This is a genomic window from Amycolatopsis sp. ATCC 39116, assembly GCF_000231075.2.
Taxonomy (GTDB): Bacteria; Actinomycetota; Actinomycetes; order Mycobacteriales; family Pseudonocardiaceae; genus Amycolatopsis_E; species Amycolatopsis_E tucumanensis.
In genome coordinates this window covers 21,669-41,400 of sequence record NZ_AFWY03000015.1, presented here as the reverse complement: position 1 = coordinate 41,400, position 19,732 = coordinate 21,669, and the positions used below count along the sequence as shown (strand labels likewise).

Genomic DNA, 19,732 nt, shown 5'->3' with positions numbered 1-19,732 from the left:
GACAGGAAAGGAGACCGCCATGGCCGCCGAGCCATTCGAGGTGACCATCACCGAAGCCGAGATCGCGGATCTGCGGGAACGGTTGCGGCGGACGCGATGGCCCGAGCCTGAGCCGGTGGACGACTGGTCGCAGGGGGTGCCGCTGGCCTACGCGCAGGAGCTCTGCCGCAGCTGGGCCGAGGACTACGACTTCGGGTTCGCCGAGCGGCTGAACGCCTTCCCGCAGTACCGGGACACCGTCGACGGACTGGGCATTCACTTCCTGCACGTCCGATCACCGGAGCCGGACGCGTTCCCGCTGGTGCTCACGCACGGGTGGCCGGGTTCGGTGCTCGAGTTCCTGGAGATCCTCGGCCCGCTGACCGACCCGCGCGCGCACGGCGGCGACCCGGCGGACGCGTTCCACGTGGTCGCGCCGTCGTTGCCCGGGTACGGCTGGAGCGACAAGCCGTCGACGACCGGGTGGAACGTCACCCGCATCGCACGCGCCTGGGACACGCTGATGGTGTCACTGGGATACCAGCGGTACGGCGCGCAAGGCGGCGACTGGGGCTCGGCGGTGTCCGGCGCGCTGGGCGAAGTGGCGCCCGAGCGCGTCGCCGCCGTGCACCTGAACCTGGGCTCCGTGGCCGCGGGCACCTTCGACGACCCGACACCCGCGGAGCTGGCGAACCTCGAGGCCGAAAAGGAGTTCCAACGCACCGGCCGGGGATACTCCGCCATCCAGTCGACCCGGCCGCAAACCCTCGGCTACGGCCTCACCGACTCCCCAGCAGGCCAGGCCACCTGGATCGCCGAGAAATTCTGGGCGCGATCAGCAGGAAGTCCGTGGACATCAGCGACCCTGAGCAAGTCCGGCGGGCTGTCGCCGAGGCCGTCGCCGCTCTCGGCCGGATCGACGTCGTGGTGAACAACGCCGGCTATGCGGCGGCGGGCGCCTTCGAGGAGCTGTCCGACTCGGCGCTGCGCGAACAGTTCGAGGTCAACTTCTTCGCGGCCGCCAACGTCCTGCGTGCGACGTTGCCGTACCTGCGGGCCGCTCGCTCGGGTCACATCGTGCAGATCAGCTCGCTGGCCGGTCAGATCGGCGCCCCTGGGATGAGCGCGTACACGGCGAGCAAGCACGCGCTCGAAGGGTTGTCGGTGTCGCTGGCCGAGGAGCTGGCTCCGTTCGGCATCCAGGTCAGCATCGTCGAACCGGGCGCCGTCAACACGGGCTTTCGCCGGAGCTGGGCCGAACGCGAGCGTCCCGGGACGATCGCCGACTACGACGCTCTCGCCGCCCGGCTCGACCGCATCGGGCGCGATGCGCGGCGGCCGACCGAGCCGGAGGAAGTGGCGGCCGCGATCATCGCGCTGGTCGGCCTGCCGCAACCGCCATTGCGGCTCACCGTCGGCAGCGACGCCTCGGCCGGAATCCGCGCCGCCCGGATCCGCCAGCTGGCCGACTTGGAGACCCGATGGATCGCCTGACCGGCAAGACCGCGTTGATCACCGGCGGCAGCGAGGGAATCGGCCTCGCCATCGCCACCGCGTTCGCGCGGGAAGGGGCGAACCTCGTGCTTCTCGCGCGCGACAGCCGCAAGCTCGACGCCGTGACATTGCCGAACACGCGCACCGTCGCCGTCGACCTCAACGACGAGGACGCGCTCGTCGCCGCTGCCGGATCCCTGGACGTCGACGTGCTCGTGAACAACGCCGGTGTCTCGCACATGCCGCCGCTGTCCGAACTCACCAAGCCCCAGTTCGACGCGATGGTGCACCTGAACGTGCGCGTACCGGTGCTGCTGACCCAGTTGCTGCGCGAGCGGCTGAGCGTGATCGTGAACATCTCGAGTTACTGGGCGGACAAAATGGTCGCCGGGCGCCCCTCTTCGGTCTATTCGGCCACCCGCGGCGCGCTCAACTCGCTCACCAAGGCGCTGGCCAACGAACTCGGTCCGCGTGTCCGGGTCAACGCCATCGCACCCGGCTCGATCCGCACGCCGACGTTCGAACGCGCCTACCTCGCGCGGATGACCCCGGACCAGCGCGCGGATTACGAGCACTACGTCCACGACGCGTATCCGGCCCAGCGGATCGGCGAACCCGAGGACGTGGCCGAAGCCGCCGTTTACCTCGCCTCGGACGACGCCCGGTGGGTGACCGGCACAGTGCTGCACGTCGACGGTGGATTGACGATCAGATAGGACCCACGCGGCGACACCGTCCGGAGTGGACCGGTCCCGACAGTCCTTCGCGCACGCTTCGCTGCCGTCAGCCGGAACCCGGGTCCGATGTGGTCGCGGCCCGATCGAGGCGGTCGCGGAGCTCGCGCAGCACCGGGACCAGCTCCGGCGGCTCCAGCACCTCGAAGTCGAACCCCTTCACCGCCACGTGCACCGCCAGCTCGTGCAGGGAGTTCGCGCCGGCCGTGAACAGGCACGTTCGCGCGTTCACGGCCTCCAGCCGTCCCGCACCGGGCGACGTGCGTGGTGCCACTGCCTCCAACGGGGCGTGGAAGAGGACGCGGGCCTGGTAGGCGTACGGCGTCGAGGTGATCCCGTGTGAGACGTAGGCGGCCGTGTTCTCCTCGGGCGGCGGGCGCGGCGTGAACCGCGCGCCCGGCGGTCCGAGTGGCCCCTCGATGCGGTCGACCCGGAAGGTGCGCCAGTCGTCCTTGGCCACGTCCCACGCCACCAGGTACCACCGGCGCGGGGTGTGCACCAGCCGGTGCGGCTCGACCTCGCGTGCGGTGAGGCCGTCGCGCCCGCGGTAGCGCAGGCGCACACGGCGCCGGTCGCGGCACGCGGCGGCGATCGCGGCCAGCACCTCGGCACTGACCGCCGGATCGGCCGCCCCGGGCAGCGCCACGGTCGCCGCGCGGAACGCCTCCATCCGGTGCCGCAGCCGGGCGGGCAGGAGCTGCTGGAGCTTGGCCAGCGCCCGCACCGCGCCCTCCTCCAGGCCGGCGACGCTGCCCGTCGCGGCCATCCGCAGGCTGATCGCCACCGCCACGGCCTCCTCGTCGTCGAGCAGCAGCGGCGGCAACGCGGCCCCCACCCCCAGCCGGTACCCGCCGGCCACACCCGGCGTGGCCTCCACCGGATAACCCAGCTCGCGCAGCCGTTCCACGTCGCGCCGCACGGTGCGCAGGCCGACCTTCAGCCGGTCGGCGATTTCGGCACCGGTCAAGTCCGTACGCGCCTGCAGGAGCGACAGCAGCCGCAGCAGCCGCGCGGAGGTTTCCAACATGGGCACCATTGTGGCCGTTATCAGTGCCGGAACCTGTCACCAATCGCCAATACCGTCCCGGACATGACGAACGAGATCCAGCCCTACCGCGTCGAGATCCCCAAGGCCGACCTCAACGACCTGCACGAGCGGCTGCACCGCACCCGATGGGCGCCCGAACTGCCCGGCACCGGATGGGAGCGCGGCGTGCCGACCGGCTACCTGCGAGAGCTCGCCACCTACTGGGCCGACGGCTTCGACTGGTACGCCCAAGAAGCGACGCTCAACACCTACCCACAGTTCACCACCACCGTGCAGGGCGCGCAGGTGCACTTCCTGCACGTGCGCTCCCCCGAGGCCGGCGCCACCCCGCTCCTGCTGCTGCACGGCTGGCCCGGCTCGGTCGTGGAGTTCCTCGACCTCATCGGCCCGCTCACCGACCCGCTGGCCCACGGCGGCCAGGCCGCCGACGCCTTCCACCTGGTGATCCCATCGCTGCCGGGATACGGCTTCTCCGGCCCGCTGCCCGCCACCGGCTGGACCGACGGCCGCACCGCCGCGGCGCTGGCGGAGCTGATGTCCCGGCTCGGCTACGACCGGTACGGCGTGCAGGGAGGCGACGTCAGCGCGTTCATCGCTCCGCTCGTGGGACGCGCCGCGGCGGACAACGTCATCGGCGTGCACGTCAACGGCCTGCTCACGTTCCCCGGCGGCGATCCGGAGATCATGGGCTCGCTGAGCGAGACCGAGCGCGGGCGGCTGGCCGGGATGAAGGAGTGGCAGGAGAAGCTGGGCGCGTACATGCAACTGCAGGGCACGCGCCCGCAGACGATCGCGGCGGCGCTGCACGACTCCCCCGCCGGACAGCTCGCCTGGATCGTGGAGAAGTTCAAGGACTGGACGGACCCGGCGGCCGAGCTCCCCGAAGACGCGGTGGACCGGGACCGGATCCTCACCAACGTGAGCATCTACTGGTTCACCGGCACCGCGGGCTCGGCGGCGCACACCTACTACGAGCGGTTCAACGACTTCACCATGTGGGCGCCGAAGGAGCGCGGGACGGTGCCGACCGCCGTCGCGGTGTTCCCCACCGACTTCTCGGTCCGACCCCTGGCCGAGCGGGCGCACAACGTGGTGCGCTGGTCGGAGTTGGAGCGCGGCGGCCACTTCGCGGCTCTGGAGACGCCCGACCTGATGATCTCCGACCTCCGGGCGTTCTTCCGGAGCCTGGCCTGACCGGACGGCAGAGGTCCGCGCCGTGCACCCCGCGTGGCGGCCGGCCTGCCTCGGTGAAGCGGAAACGACTCACCAGTATCACGATGAGGTGCGCGGCCCCGGCAGAGCACGTCGGCGGCCGCGCACCGCGCGGTTCAGCGTCAGCCGTCGGACCGCGCCACCGGCGGCGGTGCTCACTTCACGGCGCGTTCCACTTCCTTCAGCTCGCCCTCGACACCGGACGCTCCACTTCGGACTCGCTGGCCGAGCTGGAGCGGATGGCCGCCTTCGCCGCCGTCCACGACATCGAGCTCGCCACGTACGTCATCTTCGCCCTGGGCGGCTCCAACGGGCCCGCGCGTGACGGATGTCGTCGTCGCCGGAGCCGGACTGGCTTGGCTGTCCGCCGCGATCGCCCGCGCGTGCGGTCGGTGCGCGGGTCGTGCTGCTCGAGAAGGGCGGCCGCGAGGACGTCGGCGGGAACGCCGCCTTCTCCGGAGGGCTGTTCCTGTTCCGCTACGACGGCCCGGAGGACCTCACGTCCATCACGAAGGACGTCGAGCCCGGGCTGGAACACGACCGGATCGAGGCCCCGCCCTACACCGCCGAACTCATGGCGATGAGCGGCGGCCGCGCGGACCCGGCGCTGGTCGGCACCCTCGCACAGCGGTCCTTGGACACGGTGCGCTGGCTGGCCGCCCGGGGCGTGCGGTTCGTGTTCAACCGGACGCTCGGCGCGCAGATGCGCGACGGTGTGCTGCACGTGCCACCCGGGCAGGTCCTGACCTGCGCAGGTGCGGGGATGTCACGTGGTTTCGCCGTGATCGAGCCGCTGCTACGGCACGCCGAGCGCATCGGCGTCGAGATCCGCTGGTCCACGCCGCTCGCCGGCCTCGTCCGGGATCGCGGCCGGGTGACGGGCGCGGTGACCGGCGCGGGTGTGGTGCCCGGTGCCGTGGTGGTCGCCACCGGCGGGTTCCAGGCCTCCCCGCAGCTCCGCCTTCGCCACCTGGGGCCGGACTGGGCGAGCGCGCGGCTGCGCGGCACCCGCCTGGCCACCGGGGACGGCATCACCGCCGCGATCCAGGCGGGTGCGACGCCGGCGGGTGACTGGTCGCGGTGCCATTCGGCCGCCGTCGACCCGTCGATGCCCTCGCCCGGCAGCAGTGCCGCGCCGCCACCGTTCCCGCTGCCCGGGTTCTGGCTCGGCGTGCTCGTCAACACCGGCGGTGAACGGCTCGGAGGAAGAAGCGTTCGTCATTCCACCGGGACGTAGTCACCGCCCGTCCGAGCGGCGGCGAGATCGGCGCACGTGGACACGCTGGCCAGGAAACGACCTTGGACGACGCGAACACAGGAGCCGTTCGAAGGAAAGACGAGCACGAACTTTGATCCGTCATTCCCGCGGAGCACGGCTTTAGCTCTCAGGTTGGCGAGAAATTCGATGATATCGCACTCGATCTCCTCCGCGAATTCGCGTTGATCGTCCAGCGATATGTCGTACAGGTCGGTGTCGATGTCGTAGGTGGCAGACCTGCCGGCAAGTGGATCCCGCGCCTCGAACGTCAATCCGAGCCACCTTCGCGGCTCGACGACCACGGTGGCCTCCCACGTCGATCCCGCGAGCCGCCACTTCGAACCGCCGCCGGCCTCCTCGGTGACGACCACCGTCCACGTGGTGGCCACCTGAAGCTCGCGGAGGAAGTTGAGGAGCCGATCGCCCACTTCGAATGTCACGTACGCGCCATTTCTTGTGATAGCTCTTGCGGAACCTCCGCCATTCTAGATGGACGTGGATCGGATTCACGGCCTTCCGGCTGAGGGCGCGATCCTCTCGACCGACGCTGCCGCCCTGGCGCCTCACCTTGCCAACAACCTCCACTGCTGCGCCGACGAACTTCATCGCGCCGATGGTCAAAACGCCGGCTGCGGTACCCGGTCGCCATCTTCGGGCTGGTGGACGGCGGGTGCTGGTGCTTCCACTGCAGGCTGCAGGAACAGCCTCGCGCGCCCTTCGTCGCGGGCAGGCAGGGTCACACTCCTGGGCCGCGCCTGGCCGCGGCCCCGCGCCGGGGGCAGGATGGCGCCGTGAGCGAGCCCTCCTTCACCCTCGTCCAGTTGCGGTACTTCGAGGCCGCCGCGCGGCACCTGAGCATGACGGCGGCCTCGCGGGAGTTGCTCGTTTCGCAGTCGGCCGTGTCGACCGCGATCGCGCAGCTGGAACGCGAACTCGGGGTCCAGCTGCTGCTGCGCCACCACGCCCGCGGGCTCAGCCTCACCACCGCCGGGCAGGCGTTCCACCAGCGCGTCCTGGACTTCCTCGCCCACGGCGCCGAGCTGGTCGAGACCGCCCGGCAGGCCGGGACCGAGCTGGTCGGGCCACTGACCGTCGGCTGCTTCACCACGCTCGCGCCGTTCCGGCTGCCCGGGTTGCTGGCCGAGTTCGAGGACCGCCACCCGCAGGTCCGCGTGCAGCTGCGGGAGGGCGAGCACTCGGCGCTCAAGGCGGCCCTGCGCAGCGGCGAATGCGAGGTGGCGCTGCTCTACGGCTACGACCTCGACGACGACATCGACCGCGTGGTCGTCGACACCGCGCCGCCGTACGTGCTCGTCTCCCCCGGGCACCGGCTCGCCACCCGCGGGAAGGTCGCGCTCGCCGACCTCGACGGCGAGCCGATGGTGCTGCTGGACCTGCCGCACAGCCGCGAGTACCTGCAGTCGGTGCTGCGCGGCGCCGGTGTCGAGCCGGAGATCCGCCACCGCACCACCGGCTACGAGACCGTGCGGGCGCTCGTCGCCCACGGGCACGGGTTCGCGCTGCTCAACCAGCGCCCGCCCGCCGAGTCGACGTACGCAGGCGAACGCGCGGTGCCGCTCGCCCTGACCGACGACGTCGCCTCGCTGGACATCGTCGTCGCCTGGATGCGCGGCGTGCGCCTGACCCGCCGCGCCCAGGAGTTCGTCAAGCTGTGCCGCGAGCTCTATGCATCAGGAAAACAGATGCAAAAGCGCTGAAACATCTGTTGGACAGAACCTCGGCCAGACCGCACGCTGGGCCGATGACCGTCCACCAGCGCATCCGGCCGTTCAACACGCGGGACACCTACCCGGAACAGAACCTCGACAACGACCTGTGTCAGGCGGTCGTCGCCAACGGCACGGTCTACGTCCGCGGGCAGATCGGCCAGGACCTCGAGACCAGCGAGTCCGTCGGCATCGGGGACGCGGCCGCCCAGGCCGAGCGGGCGATGGCCAACATCGCCCTGCTCCTGGAGGAAGCCGGGAGCCGGATGGAACACCTGGTCAAGCTCACGATCTACCTGATCGACCCGCGCTACCGCGAGGCGGTCTACCGCGTGGTCGGGAAGTGGACGAAGGGCGTGCACCCGATCTCGACCGGCGTCGTCGTCTCGGCGCTGGCCCGCCCGGAATGGCTGTGCGAGATCGACGCCATCGCGGTCATCCCCGAGGAGGAGCGGTGACCTTCTCCCTCGTCGCCCGCGACGGCGACCGCTTCGGCATCGTCGCCAGCTCGTCGAGCCCCGCGGTCGCGGCCCGCGTCGCGCACCTGCGCCCCGGCGTCGGCGCCGCGTCCTCACAGAACGTCACCGACCCGCGGCTGGGCGCGAAGCTGCTCGACCGGCTGGCCGAACACGGCGACGCCGAGCGCGCGCTGTCCGAGGTGACCGCCTCCGCCGAGCACATCGCCTACCGCCAGCTGACCGTCCTCGGCCGCACCGGTCCCGGGTTCGCCTACAGCGGCGCGAAAACGCTCGGCACGCACGCCACCGCGACCGCGGACGGCGCCGTCGCGGCCGGCAACATGCTCGCCGGCACCCACATCCCCCAGGTGATGCTCGACGCCTTCGCCGCCACCTCCGGCGAGCTGGAACAGCGGCTCGTCGCCGCGCTGCGGGCGGCCGTCGCCGCGGGCGGCGAGGAGGGCCCGGTGCGCTCCGCGGGACTCGTCGTCGTCGCCGACGTCGGCTGGCCGGTCACCGACCTGCGCGTGGACTGGGCTGAGAATCCCGTCGACGGCCTCGCCGACCTGCTGGCGGTGTGGCTGCCCCAGCGCGACGACTACGTCCGCCGCGGCCTCGACCCCGCCGCCGCGCCCTCCTACGGCGTTCCGGGGGACCTGTGAAGACCGCCGCGCGGGAGACCGTCACCCGGCACGCCGACGACCTGGTGCGCCTGTCCGAGCGCCTGCACGCCGACCCCGAAACGGCGTGGGAGGAGCACCGGGCCGCCGCGATGGTGCCCGAGCTGCTCGACCGCGCCGGGTTCGACGTGACCCCGCGCTACCTCGGCCTGGACACGGCCTTCCACGCGCGCTTCGGCAGTGGCCCCACGCGCATCGCGCTGTGCGCGGAGTACGACGCGCTGCCCGGCCTCGGGCACGCGTGCGGCCACAACCTCATCGCCGCGAGCAGCGTCGGCGCCGCACTCGGACTGGCCGCGGTCGCCGACGACGCCGGCCTCACCGTCGAGGTCTACGGCACCCCCGCCGAGGAGGGCGGGGGCGGCAAGATCGAGATGCTCGACCGCGGCGCCTTCACCGGTGCCGACCTCGCGATGATGGTCCACCCCGCACCGGTCGACGTGGCCGAGGCGCGCCCGTTCGCCGTCAGCCACTCGAAGATCACCTACACCGGCAAGTCCGCGCACGCCGCGGCCTACCCGGAGGCCGGGATCAACGCCGCCGACGCGTTCACGGTCGCGCAGGTCGCGATCGGGCTGCTGCGCCAGCAGCTGCCGTCCTCGGCGCGGGTGCACGGCGTCGTCACGCACGCGGGCGACGCGCCGAACGCGATCCCCGAAACCGCGACCGGCCGCTGGTACGTGCGGGCGGAGACGCTGGCGGAGCTGGCCGAACTCGAACCACGCGTGATGCGCGCGTTCGAAGCCGGGGCGCTGGCGACCGGCTGCGAGCTGAGCGTCGAGCCGGAAAGCAAGCCCTACGCGGAGTTCCGCGCGGACGAGGCGGCGCTGGCCGACTACCGCGCGAACGCGGGGGCGCTGGGACGCGAGTTCGCCCCGCCGGGCACCGCAGCGCGGATGAACCGCGCCTCGACCGACATGGGCAACGTCTCCCAGGTCGTGCCGGCGATCCACCCCTACATCGGGATCGGGTCCCTGCCCGCGACCAACCACCAGCGCGAGTTCGCCGCGTTCTGCGTCGGCGAAACCGCCCGGCGGGCGCTCCTCGACGGCGCGGTCGCGCTCGCCTGGACCGGGATCGACCGCGCGGCGCGGCGCGCCTGACCCTCCACACCGGACCGAAACGGAGAACGATGTCGAGACAAGAGGTGGACGTCCTCGTCGTGGGCGGCGGCCAGGCCGGCCTCGCGATGAGTGAGCACCTGAGCGACGCCGGGGTGCCGCACCTCGTCCTGGAGCGGGACCGGATCGCCGGGCGCTGGCGGTCGCAGCGGTGGGACTCGCTGGTCGCGAACGGGCCCGCGTGGCACGACCGCTTCCCCGGCATGGAGTTCGGCGACCTCGCACCCGATGACTTCGCGTCGAAGGACCAGATCGCGGACTACTTCGAAGCCTACGCGGAGAAGATCGCCGCGCCGGTCCGGACCGGCGTCGAGGTGACGTCGGTGCGGCGGCACCGGGGACGCCCCGGCTTCCGGGTGCGGACCTCGGACGGTGAGCTCGACGCGCGGTTCGTCGTCGCCGCGACCGGCCCGTTCCAGCGGCCGGTGATCCCGCCGATCGTCCCCGGCGGCGCCGGGCCGCTGCAGCTGCACTCCAGCTCCTACAAGAACCCCGCCCAGCTGCCCGAGGGCGGCGTGCTCGTGGTGGGCGCCGGGTCCTCCGGGGTGCAGATCGCCGAGGAGCTGCGCCGCGCCGGGCGCGTGGTGCACCTGTCCGTCGGCCCGCACGACCGGCCGCCGCGCCGATACCGGGGACGCGACTTCTGCTGGTGGCTGGGAGTTCTGGGCAAGTGGGACGCCGAAACCCCGCCCCGCGGCGCCGAGCACGTCACGATCGCCGTCAGCGGCGCGCGCGGCGGGCACACCGTCGACTTCCGCGCCCTCGCCGCGCTGGGCATCACCCTGACCGGGCGCACCGAGTCCTATCGCGACGGAACCCTCCACTTCGCACCGGACCTCGGCGCCAACATCGCCGCGGGCGACGCGAACTACCTGTCGCTGCTCGACGAAGCGGACGCCTACATCGCCCGCAACGGCCTGGAACTGCCGGAGGAACCCGAGGCGCGCGAGCTGGGACCCGACCCGGCGTGCGTCACCGATCCCGTCCGCGAACTCGACCTCGCCGCGGCCGGGATCACCTCGATCGTCTGGGCCACCGGGTTCGCGGTCGACTACAGCTGGCTGCGGGTCGACGCGTTCGACGAGCACGGCAAGCCGCGGCACCGGCGCGGGGTGTCCACCGAACCCGGCGTGTACTTCCTGGGCCTGCCGTGGCTCGCGCGGCGCGGGTCGAGCTTCATCTGGGGTGTGTGGCACGACGCGAAGTTCGTCGCCGACCACATCACGATCCAGCGCGACTACCTGCGGTACTGAGCCGCGCGTGAATTCCGTGTTGCCCGGGTGTAAGACCCGGGCAACACCCCAGCTCCGCCGCTCTGCATCGGTGTTTCCGATGCATTGTTTCGTCTCTTTCTTCTTGTTCGATGCTGTCACCCGCTCCTAGCGTCATCGCGAGAGCAGGCCCGAGGAGGCACCCATGACCGCACCCGGCTCCCCCGCAGCCGACGAGATCACCGAGGCGATGGCCGATCCCGCGGCGCTGCGCCGCAGTGTCGCCGCCGGCGCCGTCGGGGTGTTCGTCCACTGGTTCGACTGGGCCACCTACGCCTACCTCGCCGGCACCATCGCGTCGGTGTTCTTCCCCGCGGAGAACGGCACCGCGGGCCTGCTCGCGGTGTTCGGCGTGTTCGCGGTGTCGTTCGGCATCCGCCCGGTCGGCGCGCTGGTGTTCGGCCCGCTCGGGGACCGGATCGGGCGCAAGCGGACGCTGTCGCTCGTCATCTTCCTGATGTCCGGCGCGACGCTGGTGATCGGGCTGCTGCCCGGCTATTCCACGATCGGGATCGCCGCGCCGCTGCTGCTGGTGTTCCTGCGCCTGCTGCAGGGGTTCGCGGCGGGCGGGGAGTTCGGCAGCGCGGCGAGCTTCCTCGCCGAGCACGCGCCGCGCCGCCGCCGCGGGTTCGGTGTCAGCTGGCTGGAGGTCGGCTCGCTGCTCGGGTTCCTCGCCGGGTCGTTCGTGTTCCTCCTGCTGTCCGTGGGGTTGTCGGGCGAGCAGCTCACCTCGTGGGGCTGGCGCATCCCGTTCCTCATCGCCGCGCCGTTGGGCGTCGTCGGGTTCGTCATCCGCACCAAGATCGAGGACACGCCCGAGTACCGCGCGCTGGAGGCGACCGACAACGTGCCGCGCAGCCCGGTGCGGGAGTTGTTCCGCCACAACCGCAAGCAACTGTTGCAGGCCGCCGGGCTGATGACGATGATGCACGTGCCGTTCTACGCGGTGCTGACCTACCTGGTCACCTACGAGACCGACTACCTCGGCCACTCCGCGGGCAGTGCCGCGCTGCTGTCCACGGTGATCTCGCTGACCGGGCTCGTGCTGGTGCCCGCCTTCGGCAGGCTGTCCGACCGGGTGGGCCGCCGCCCGGTGCTCATCGGCGCCGGGATCGCGCTGTTCGTCCTGGCCACCCCGGCGTACCTGCTGATGCGCACCGGCCTGGCCGGCACGTGGGCCGCCGCGCTCGCGCTGGGTGTCATCCTCGCCGCGATCCTGGGCACCTACGCGGTGTGGTCGGCGGAGATCTTCCCGACCCGCACCCGCCAAAGCGGCCTGTCGATCGCCTACAACGTGACCGCCGCCCTGTTCGCCGGGACCGTCCCGTACGTGATGACCGTCCTGATCTCCGCCACCGGCTCGACACTGGTGCCTGGGCCCTACCTGATGGTGGCCGCGGTGATCGGGCTCGTGGCGGCGTTCTCCCTGCGCGAGACGGCGGGTACTCCCCTGCTGCGCGCCGAGGACCTCTCGGCAGCGCCAGTACCGGCCGGCGCGGCGACGGCAGTGGGCGGTCGTGGCGAGGGATCAGCGGGACCGGCGGCCTGAGCCCGCGGCCCCAGCCGAGGTCCACCGGAGTCACCGCGACCAACCTCTGCCCGGTCGTGCTCAGCGGGCGAGTGCCGCGACGGTGCGGGAAGGGCTGGGCAGCCCAGCCGTTCGGCCATCCAGACACTCGTCTCCGCCACCTTGTCCAGGTCGATGCCGGTCCCGATGCCGGGATCGGCGAGTTGCCACAGGCGGTCCTCGGTGGCGAGATTGCCGGTCGCGCTTCCCGCGAAGGGGCAGCCGCCGAGCCCGCCCGCGCTGGCGTCCACAGTGGTCACACCGCACCGCAGGGCGGCGAGTGTGTTGGCGAGGGCCTGTCCGTATGTGTCGTGGAAGTGCACCGCGACCTGCTCCACCGGGACACCGGCCACGGCGAGCGCGTCCAGCAGCGCCGCGACACGCCCCGGGGTGGCGGCGCCGATGGTGTCGCCGGCGAACGACTCTGTGACGCCGCCGAACACGGCGATTTCGCGCACCGAGGTCGACTGCGCGGTCCACGCCGCGGTCGTTGGGCACACGAGCACGGGGTACCGGGCGCCGTCGGAACCTGTTCGAGCTCGCCGCCGAACTGGACGCGCCCCGCTCCTCGCTGCACGGGCTCGCCAAGGGCCTCGTCGCCACTGGCTACCTGCGAGACGCGGACCGGCGGAGATCGCGAACACGGGGTGGCGATCAACCGCGGTGAACCGCTCGTTGATCGACGCTTCAGGCGGCGGCACCGTGCGGTGGCGGTGGGCCCGTCGCGCGCCTCGTACTCCCGGCTCCGCGACCGTCAGAAGAAGCCTTCGTGTCCTTTTCGGACCATCGGCCCGGACGTGACGCCCTGGCGGTGGCCGAAGTCGGCGCTGATGCGGTCCGCCGTTTTGACCAGGAGCGGCACCACGTCGGCCCGCAGTTGCTCCACACTGGAACGTCCGCTGGACGTCGAGGAGGCCAGGGCGGCCACCACGGCCCCTGAGGAGTCCCGCACCGGCGCGGCGGCCGAGAGCAGCCCCTTCTCCAGTTCCTCCGAGACCACCGAATAGCCGAGCGACCGGACGTCGCGCAGCCGGCGCCGGAACTCGTCCGGGTCGGTGACCGTGTGCTCGGTGTGGGCCTCCAATCCGGCGGCGATGACGTGGTCGACCACCTCGTCCGGCGCCCACGCCAGCAGCACGCGGCCCATCGACGTCGAGTGCGCCGGCACGCGCGTCCCGATCGACACGTTGATGCTCATGATCCGCCGCACCGGCACGCGGGCGACGTAGACGGCCTCGGTGCCGTCGAGCGCGGCCAGCGACGCCGACTCGCCGGTCTGCTCGGCGAGCCGGAGCAGGTGCGGCTGCGCGATCTCGATCATCCCGTGCGAGGCGGAGTAGTGCTGCCCGATGCTGAGCACCCGCGGCGTCAGCGTCCAGCGCCCGCCCTCGCCGTGCACGAAGCCGAGGTGCTGCAGGGTCAGCAGGATCCGCCGCACCGCCGGGCGCGACAGCTCCGTCGCGGACGCCAGCTCGGCGAGCGTGGGATTGGGCCGCTCGGCGTCGAAGGCCTGCAGTACCGCGAAGCCCCGCTCGAGGCTCTGGATGAGGTCGCGCGGATTCCCCTCGGTGGTCATGGCCGCCATCTTCCCGCATGCGAGGTATTGACTCGCTCACCCATCGGCGGGCACCCTTCTCGTGAACGCAAAGCGGACAGCTAGTACGCATAGCGTACAGGAGGTGTCGACGATGACGCTCGATCAGCGGCGGCTGCGCACCGGCTTCGGCCGGTTCGCCACCGGTGTCACGGTGGTGACCTGCCAGAACAGCGCCGGGGAACCCCACGGCGCGACCGTGAACGCGTTCACCGCGGTCTCGCTCGAGCCCGCGCTCTGCCAGGTCACGCTGACGCGCACCGCCAAGGCGTGCGGCTACCTGGCCGAGTCCCCCTTCGCGGTGAACATCCTCGCCGCGGACCAGCTGGACACGGCGATGCACTTCGCAGGCCGCCCGCAGGACCCGGGGCCCCGCTGGGGCGCCGGCCCGACGGCGCCGGTGCTGCTGGGCAACGCCGCGACGATCTCGTGCCTGCCGTGGCGCACCTACGACGGCGGCGACCACCTGATCGTGCTCGGCGAGGTCGTCGACCTCGAGATCACCGACGCCGAGCCGCTGCTGTTCTACTCGGGCCGCTTCCGCGAACTCGGCCCCGCCGACGACGGCTCGCACTGGGCCGTCTCACTCGACTGCCCCGAGATCGGCTGGTTCCCGGCCGCTCCCGCGGCCGTCTGATCCCGCCAACCACAACGATCCCGTTCAACGACGAAGGGACCACACCCGTGGCGATCCACCAGCCCGACGAAGCCGTGACCCCCACCCGGACCACCCGCCCGATGACCGGCGAGGAGTACCTCGAGAGCATCCGGGACGGCCGGGAGATCTTCATCTACGGCGAGAAGGTCGACGACGTCACCACGCACCCGGCGTTCCGCAACTCGGCACGCATGACCGCGCGCCTCTACGACGCCCTGCACGACCCGGACAAGCAGGGCGTGCTGACCGCGCCGACGGACACCGACAGCAGCGGCTTCACGCACCCGTTCTTCCGCACGCCGCGCAGCCGCGAGGACCTCTTCGCCGACCGGGACGCGATTGCCGAGTGGGCGCGCATGACGTACGGCTGGATGGGCCGCAGCCCCGACTACAAGGCCGCCTTCCTCGGCACGCTGGGCGCGAACTCGGACTTCTACGAGCCCTTCGCCGACAACGCCCGCCGCTGGTACACCGAATCGCAGGAGAAGGTCCTCTACTGGAACCACGCGATCATCAACCCGCCGGTCGACCGGGACCGCAACCCCGACGAGGTGAAGGACATCTTCATCCACGTCGAGGAGGAGAAGGACGACGGCCTGATCGTCTCCGGCGCCAAGGTGGTCGCGACCGGGTCGGCGATCACGAACTACAACTTCATCGCCCACTACGGCCTGCCCATCAAAAAGCGCGAGTTCGCCCTGGTGTGCACGGTGCCGATGGGCGCGCCGGGCATGAAGCTGATCTGCCGCCAGTCCTACGCGCAGAGCGCGACCAGCGCGTTCGACTACCCGCTGTCGTCCCGGTTCGACGAGAACGACACGATCTTCATCCTGGACAAGGTGAAGATCCCGTGGGAGAACGTCTTCATCTACGGCGACGCCGAGAAGGCCAGCACGTTCTTCCCCGGTTCCGGCTTCCTGCACCGCTTCACCTTCCACGGCGTGACGCGGCTGGCGGTCAAGCTCGACTTCATCGCCGGCCTGCTGATGAAGGGCGTGGAAGTCACCGGCACCAAGGACTTCCGCGGCATCCAGACCCGCGTCGGCGAGGTCATCGGGTGGCGCAACCTGTTCTGGGCGCTGTCCGACGCGATGGCCGCACGGCCGGACGAGTGGATCGACGGCGCGGTCCTGCCGCACCTGGACTACGGCCTGGCCTACCGCTGGTTCATGACCGTCGGCTACCCCCGCGTGCGCGAGATCATCATGCAGGACCTCGGATCCGGCCTGATCTACCTGCCCTCGCACGCCGACGATTTCGCCTCGCCGGAGATCCGCCCCTACCTCGACCAGTACGTGCGCGGCTCGAACGGCATCGACGCGATCGAGCGCGTCAAGCTGATGAAGCTGATCTGGGACTCGATCGGCAGCGAGTTCGGCGGCAGGCACGAGCTGTACGAGCGCAACTACTCGGGCAACCACGAGGGCGTGCGCGCCGAGCTGCTGTTCGCCGCGCAGCAGTCGGGTCAGGCCGACGGCATGAAGGGCTTCGCCGAGCAGTGCATGGCCGAGTACGACCTCGACGGCTGGACCGTGCCGGACCTGTTCAACCCGGAAGGCCGCCGCTGACGGCGGATCCCACGGCGGGGCCCGGGTGGACAACGACGTCGCCGGGCCACCACCGCCGGGTGCGGCGCCTCCTCCCCCGGGGCGCCGCACCCGGCGACACCAGCGAGGAGCTGCGATGACCGCGACGCTGTGCCCGGTGTGGCGCGACACGGTGCCCGCCGATCTCGGGCCGTGCGTGGTGACCCTCGGTGTGTTCGACGGGGTGCACCGAGGGCACGCGCGGCTCATCGGCGAGGCCGTCGGCATCGGCCGGGACCGCGGCCTGCCGACGGTGCTCGTCACCTTCGACCCGCACCCGGCGCGGATCGTGGGGCCGCCCCGGTGCACGGACGCGCTCAGCACCGTCGAGCGGCGCGCGGAGCTGGCCGGGGAACTCGGTGTCGACGCGGTGTGCGTCCTGTCCTTCACACGGGAGCTGGCGGGGATGTCGCCCCTGGACTTCGTCGCCCGGATCCTGGCCGGGCGCCTGCGCGCCGCGGCCGTGGTGGTGGGCGGCAACTTCACGTTCGGCCACCGGGGCGAGGGCACGCCGGAGACGCTGCGGCGGCTCGGGCGCGACTACGGCTTCACCACCCACCCGGTGGACCTGCTGCCGCTGGTGTCGTCCACGCACGTCCGCTCGTGCCTGCGGGCCGGCGATGTGGCCGGTGCGGCGCGGGCGCTGGGCCGGCCGCACCGCGTCGAAGGCGTGCTCGCGGACGGCCGGCTGCGCGTGGAGCCGGGGACCGCGCTGCCCGCGCCGGGCGTCTACCGGGGACGGCTGACGTGCGGCGAGGAGGTCGTGGTCGAGGTGGACGCCGAGGGCGTGGCGGTGCGCACTTCGCGCAGCGGGCCGGTGGGTGTGGACTTCCTCGGCGGCTGATGCGGCCGTGAACGGGTGCCGGTGTCTTCCGGATCGGCGTCAGCGGGCCGCGCTGCTCGCGGCCACCCACGACGCGATCTGCGTGCGGGAGGTGAAGTCCAGCTTCCGCAGCATCCGTTCCACGTGACCGTCCACAGTGCGCGGTGAGATCGTCAGCCGGTCCGCGATCGCCTTGTTGCTCAGGCCCCGCGCGATGAGCACGGCGATTTCCCGTTCCCGGCCGGTCAGCGGCGACTCCGGCACGCGAGGTTCGCGCGGCGGCGCCGGGCGGCCGCGTCCGCTCTGGCGCACCACGAGATCGAGCCCGAGCCGCACGGCGTCCGGCAGCGTGACGCCGGCGTGGTCCTTGCGGATGGCGCCGGCGGTGGCCGCTCCGAGTTGCTCGTCCACCGCCGCGGAGTGCCGTCGTCCCTCCCTGGCGGCATGGGGCCCGAAGGCCTGCAGCGACGTGCCGATCCGGTGCCACACCGAGGCCGCCATGCCCTCCAGCGCCGCGGCGTCGGCCGCGTGCCCCGACGAGGCGGCCACCCACGAGCACACCTCGGTGCACAGCGCCGTGCACACGCCGTCGCGGAAGTCCTGCTCGATCCGCATCGCCGCGGCGATCGCCGTCCGCGCCGCGGCCACCTCGCCCAGGTGCAGGTGGCTGATGGCCGCCGCCCAGTGCGCGTAGGCCCGGTTCCACCGTTCCCCGACGGCCGACGCCTCCTCGATCACCGCCGAGCACGTCTCCAGCGCCTCCCGCGGGCGGCCCGCGTAGGCCTGCGCCATCGCCAGCTGGAAGGACGCGGTCAGCGCCAGCCCGGTGTCGCCGCCGGCCCGGTGGATCGCGATCGCCTGCCGGTACAGCCCGATCGCGGCCTGGAGATCGCCCTCGAACAGGTTCAGCAGCGCCCGCCACAACCGCACGTGCCCGCGCAGCCCCGGATCCCCGAGCGCGTCGGCGATCACCGCGCACTCCTTCAGGTACCCCCTCGCCACCAGGCGGTCGCCCTGGATGAGCGCGACCCACGCCGCCGCCCACAGCGCCTCGCCCCGCTCCGGGGTTCCGGCGCCGAGCTGGGGAAGCAGGCGTTCCAGCCACCGGCGGCCGTTGCTGAGGAACCCGCCCGCGATCCAGTGGTAGCGCAGCAGCGACGCCAGCCGCGCCCCGGCCGGGGCCTCGCCCGGGGTTTCGGCCGACCAGGCCAGCGCCGCCAGCAGGTTCGGGTGGTCCTCCCGCAACCGCGCCAGGTCGCCCGCCTGGTCGGGACCGCACCACCGGCGGACGCACTCCGCGGCGCGGCCGGCGAAGTGGTCGCGGTGCCGTCGCCGCAGTGAATCCGCTTCACCGGAGGCTGCCAGCAGTTCCGCGCCGTACTCGCGCAACGTCACGAACTGGCGGTAGCGCACCTGCTCGCCGTTGCGGTCGGCGACCACGACGGACTTGCCGACCAGCCCGTCGAGTGCGTCGAACAGCCGGTCCCCGGCCAGGTCGCCGAACCCGCACACCCGCTCCAGCGTCTCCAGGTCGACCGAGGCGGGAAAGACCGCCATCCGCGCCCACAGCAGGCGTTCGTCCGGGGCGCACAGGTCGTGGCTCCAGTCGATCAGCGCACGCAGCGACCGCTGCCGCGGGCCGGCCGCCGGGTCCGTCCCGGCGAGCAGGTGGAACCGCCGGTCCAGGCGCCGCACCACCTCCGACACCGACAACGACCGCAGCCGCACCGCGGCCAGCTCGATCGCCAGCGGCAGCCCGTCGAGGCGGCGGCACAGCGCCACCACCGCCGCCCGGTTCTCCGGGGTCACCGCGAAGTCCGGCAGCACCGCGCGTGCCCGGTCGACCAGCAGCTGGACCGCCGGGACGTGGTCGAGGGCGCCGGTGCCCGCCGCGTCGCTCTCCTCCGGCACGGCCAGCGGCGCGAGCAGGTGCACGCGTTCCCCGCCGATGCCCAGCGGCTCCCGGCTGGTGGCCAGGACGCGCAGGCCGGGCAGCGCTTCCAGCAGCCGCAGCACCAGCCGTGCGGTGGCGTCCAGCACGTGCTCGCAGTTGTCCAGTACCAGCAGCGTGCTGGTTCCGGAGAGGTGGTCGACGACCCGGTCGACGGCGTCGCGGTTGGACTGGTCGGGGACGCCGATCGCGGTCGCGACGGTGGGCGCGACCTGGGTGTCGTGCGTGACGCTGGCCAGCTCCACCACCCGCACCCCGCCGGGCAGGCTGGTCCGGTCGGCGGCGGTGATCGCGGTGCGGGTCTTGCCCACCCCGCCCGGGCCGGTGACGGTCACCAGCCGGTGGGCGCGCAGCTCGGCGTCCAGTTGCGCCAAGGTCTGACGGCGGCCGACGAAGCTGGTCAGCGCCACGGCGGGATGCCGCAGTCCCCCTCCGGCACCGTCACCCATGACGCCTCCCATCACGCGCCCGCCGCTGGACACCGCGGCTCCCACCGTAGGACACGCGGGTGTGCCCGGGACCGCGATGGGGTGGGCAATGGGGTGATCTCACCCTGTCCGGCCCGCCGCGC

The 19,732-nt window shown here is 72.2% G+C and carries 18 protein-coding genes and 2 pseudogenes; 15 read left to right on the top strand and 5 right to left on the bottom strand.

Going from position 1 to position 19,732, the window contains the following annotated elements; translation table 11 throughout:
* Positions 1–19: 19 nt before the first annotated feature.
* The 3 genes and pseudogenes from AMY39116_RS0317915 to AMY39116_RS0317905 all read left to right on the top strand — a co-directional run.
* A pseudogene (locus AMY39116_RS0317915) lies at positions 20–811 on the top strand (epoxide hydrolase family protein); the annotation flags it as partial.
* Positions 812–828: 17 nt separating this feature from the next.
* Positions 829–1,473: an SDR family NAD(P)-dependent oxidoreductase gene (locus AMY39116_RS0317910; protein ID WP_020419009.1), complete on the top strand. Its 645-nt coding sequence runs from the start codon at positions 829–831 to the stop codon at positions 1,471–1,473.
* Positions 1,461–2,189 carry an SDR family NAD(P)-dependent oxidoreductase gene (locus tag AMY39116_RS0317905; protein WP_020419008.1) on the top strand — a complete coding sequence of 243 codons (729 nt, stop codon included), beginning with the start codon at positions 1,461–1,463 and terminating at the stop codon, positions 2,187–2,189. The genes AMY39116_RS0317910 and AMY39116_RS0317905 overlap by 13 nt, the downstream gene beginning before the upstream one ends.
* Positions 2,190–2,256: 67 nt before the next feature.
* Here the strand turns inward: AMY39116_RS0317905 and AMY39116_RS0317900 are convergent, their stop codons facing one another.
* A complete protein-coding gene (locus AMY39116_RS0317900) occupies positions 2,257–3,234 on the bottom strand; it encodes a YafY family protein (protein WP_039791604.1) in 978 nt (325 codons plus the stop codon).
* A gap of 63 nt (positions 3,235–3,297) precedes the next feature.
* On the opposite strand from AMY39116_RS0317900, the gene AMY39116_RS0317895 reads away from it, so the two are divergent.
* Positions 3,298–4,449, top strand: a complete 1,152-nt coding sequence (locus AMY39116_RS0317895) for an epoxide hydrolase family protein (protein ID WP_020419006.1) — start codon at positions 3,298–3,300, stop codon at positions 4,447–4,449.
* Between the two features lie 421 nt (positions 4,450–4,870).
* The gene (locus AMY39116_RS43100; protein WP_020419004.1) at positions 4,871–5,704 is read left to right on the top strand and encodes an FAD-binding protein; all 834 of its coding nucleotides are present in this window, start codon (positions 4,871–4,873) and stop codon (positions 5,702–5,704) included.
* Here the strand turns inward: AMY39116_RS43100 and AMY39116_RS46975 are convergent.
* On the bottom strand, positions 5,686–6,165 hold the full coding sequence (locus AMY39116_RS46975) for a hypothetical protein (protein WP_020419003.1): 480 nt from the start codon (positions 6,163–6,165) through the stop codon (positions 5,686–5,688). The two genes, AMY39116_RS43100 and AMY39116_RS46975, sit on opposite strands and share 19 nt — an antisense overlap.
* A gap of 351 nt (positions 6,166–6,516) precedes the next feature.
* On the opposite strand from AMY39116_RS46975, the gene AMY39116_RS0317875 reads away from it, so the two are divergent.
* The 6 genes from AMY39116_RS0317875 to AMY39116_RS0317850 all read left to right on the top strand — a co-directional run bounded on the left by AMY39116_RS0317875 (position 6,517) and on the right by AMY39116_RS0317850 (position 12,531).
* On the top strand, positions 6,517–7,443 hold the full coding sequence (locus AMY39116_RS0317875; RefSeq protein WP_020419002.1) for a LysR substrate-binding domain-containing protein: 927 nt from the start codon (positions 6,517–6,519) through the stop codon (positions 7,441–7,443).
* A 44-nt stretch (positions 7,444–7,487) separates the two neighbouring features.
* The gene (locus AMY39116_RS0317870; RefSeq protein ID WP_020419001.1) at positions 7,488–7,910 is read left to right on the top strand and encodes a RidA family protein; all 423 of its coding nucleotides are present in this window, start codon (positions 7,488–7,490) and stop codon (positions 7,908–7,910) included.
* On the top strand, positions 7,907–8,572 hold the full coding sequence (locus AMY39116_RS0317865) for a DUF1028 domain-containing protein (protein ID WP_020419000.1): 666 nt from the start codon (positions 7,907–7,909) through the stop codon (positions 8,570–8,572). The genes AMY39116_RS0317870 and AMY39116_RS0317865 overlap by 4 nt, the downstream gene beginning before the upstream one ends.
* A complete protein-coding gene (locus AMY39116_RS0317860; RefSeq protein ID WP_020418999.1) occupies positions 8,569–9,693 on the top strand; it encodes a M20 family metallopeptidase in 1,125 nt (374 codons plus the stop codon). Before AMY39116_RS0317865 ends, AMY39116_RS0317860 begins: the two co-directional genes overlap by 4 nt.
* 29 nt (positions 9,694–9,722) lie before the next feature.
* The gene (locus AMY39116_RS0317855; protein WP_027936021.1) at positions 9,723–10,964 is read left to right on the top strand and encodes an NAD(P)/FAD-dependent oxidoreductase; all 1,242 of its coding nucleotides are present in this window, start codon (positions 9,723–9,725) and stop codon (positions 10,962–10,964) included.
* 163 nt (positions 10,965–11,127) lie between these two features.
* Positions 11,128–12,531, top strand: coding sequence for an MFS transporter (locus AMY39116_RS0317850; RefSeq protein ID WP_020418997.1), 1,404 nt, complete (start codon positions 11,128–11,130; stop codon positions 12,529–12,531).
* A gap of 60 nt (positions 12,532–12,591) precedes the next feature.
* Here the strand turns inward: AMY39116_RS0317850 and AMY39116_RS47525 are convergent.
* Positions 12,592–12,983: pseudogene (locus AMY39116_RS47525) on the bottom strand (hydroxymethylglutaryl-CoA lyase); the annotation flags it as partial.
* A 56-nt stretch (positions 12,984–13,039) separates the two neighbouring features.
* Here AMY39116_RS47525 and AMY39116_RS47520 point away from each other — a divergent pair.
* Positions 13,040–13,216: a helix-turn-helix domain-containing protein gene (locus AMY39116_RS47520; protein WP_157358590.1), complete on the top strand. Its 177-nt coding sequence runs from the start codon at positions 13,040–13,042 to the stop codon at positions 13,214–13,216.
* A gap of 87 nt (positions 13,217–13,303) precedes the next feature.
* On the opposite strand, the gene AMY39116_RS0317845 is transcribed toward AMY39116_RS47520, so the two are convergent.
* Positions 13,304–14,125, bottom strand: coding sequence for an IclR family transcriptional regulator C-terminal domain-containing protein (locus AMY39116_RS0317845; RefSeq protein ID WP_020418996.1), 822 nt, complete (start codon positions 14,123–14,125; stop codon positions 13,304–13,306).
* Positions 14,126–14,237: 112 nt separating this feature from the next.
* Here AMY39116_RS0317845 and AMY39116_RS0317840 point away from each other — a divergent pair, with 112 nt between their 5' ends.
* From AMY39116_RS0317840 to AMY39116_RS0317830, 3 genes are all read left to right on the top strand, one after another.
* On the top strand, positions 14,238–14,780 hold the full coding sequence (locus tag AMY39116_RS0317840; protein ID WP_020418995.1) for a flavin reductase family protein: 543 nt from the start codon (positions 14,238–14,240) through the stop codon (positions 14,778–14,780).
* A gap of 101 nt (positions 14,781–14,881) precedes the next feature.
* On the top strand, positions 14,882–16,369 hold the full coding sequence (locus tag AMY39116_RS0317835) for a 4-hydroxyphenylacetate 3-hydroxylase family protein (RefSeq protein ID WP_235716167.1): 1,488 nt from the start codon (positions 14,882–14,884) through the stop codon (positions 16,367–16,369).
* A 115-nt stretch (positions 16,370–16,484) separates the two neighbouring features.
* Positions 16,485–17,231, top strand: a complete 747-nt coding sequence (locus tag AMY39116_RS0317830) for a cytidyltransferase (RefSeq protein ID WP_020418993.1) — start codon at positions 16,485–16,487, stop codon at positions 17,229–17,231.
* A gap of 39 nt (positions 17,232–17,270) precedes the next feature.
* Here AMY39116_RS0317830 and AMY39116_RS0317825 read toward each other — a convergent pair whose 3' ends face one another.
* Complete coding sequence (locus AMY39116_RS0317825; protein WP_193354365.1) at positions 17,271–19,610, bottom strand: LuxR C-terminal-related transcriptional regulator; 2,340 nt, start codon at positions 19,608–19,610, stop codon at positions 17,271–17,273.
* Between the last annotated feature and the right edge of the window lie 122 nt (positions 19,611–19,732).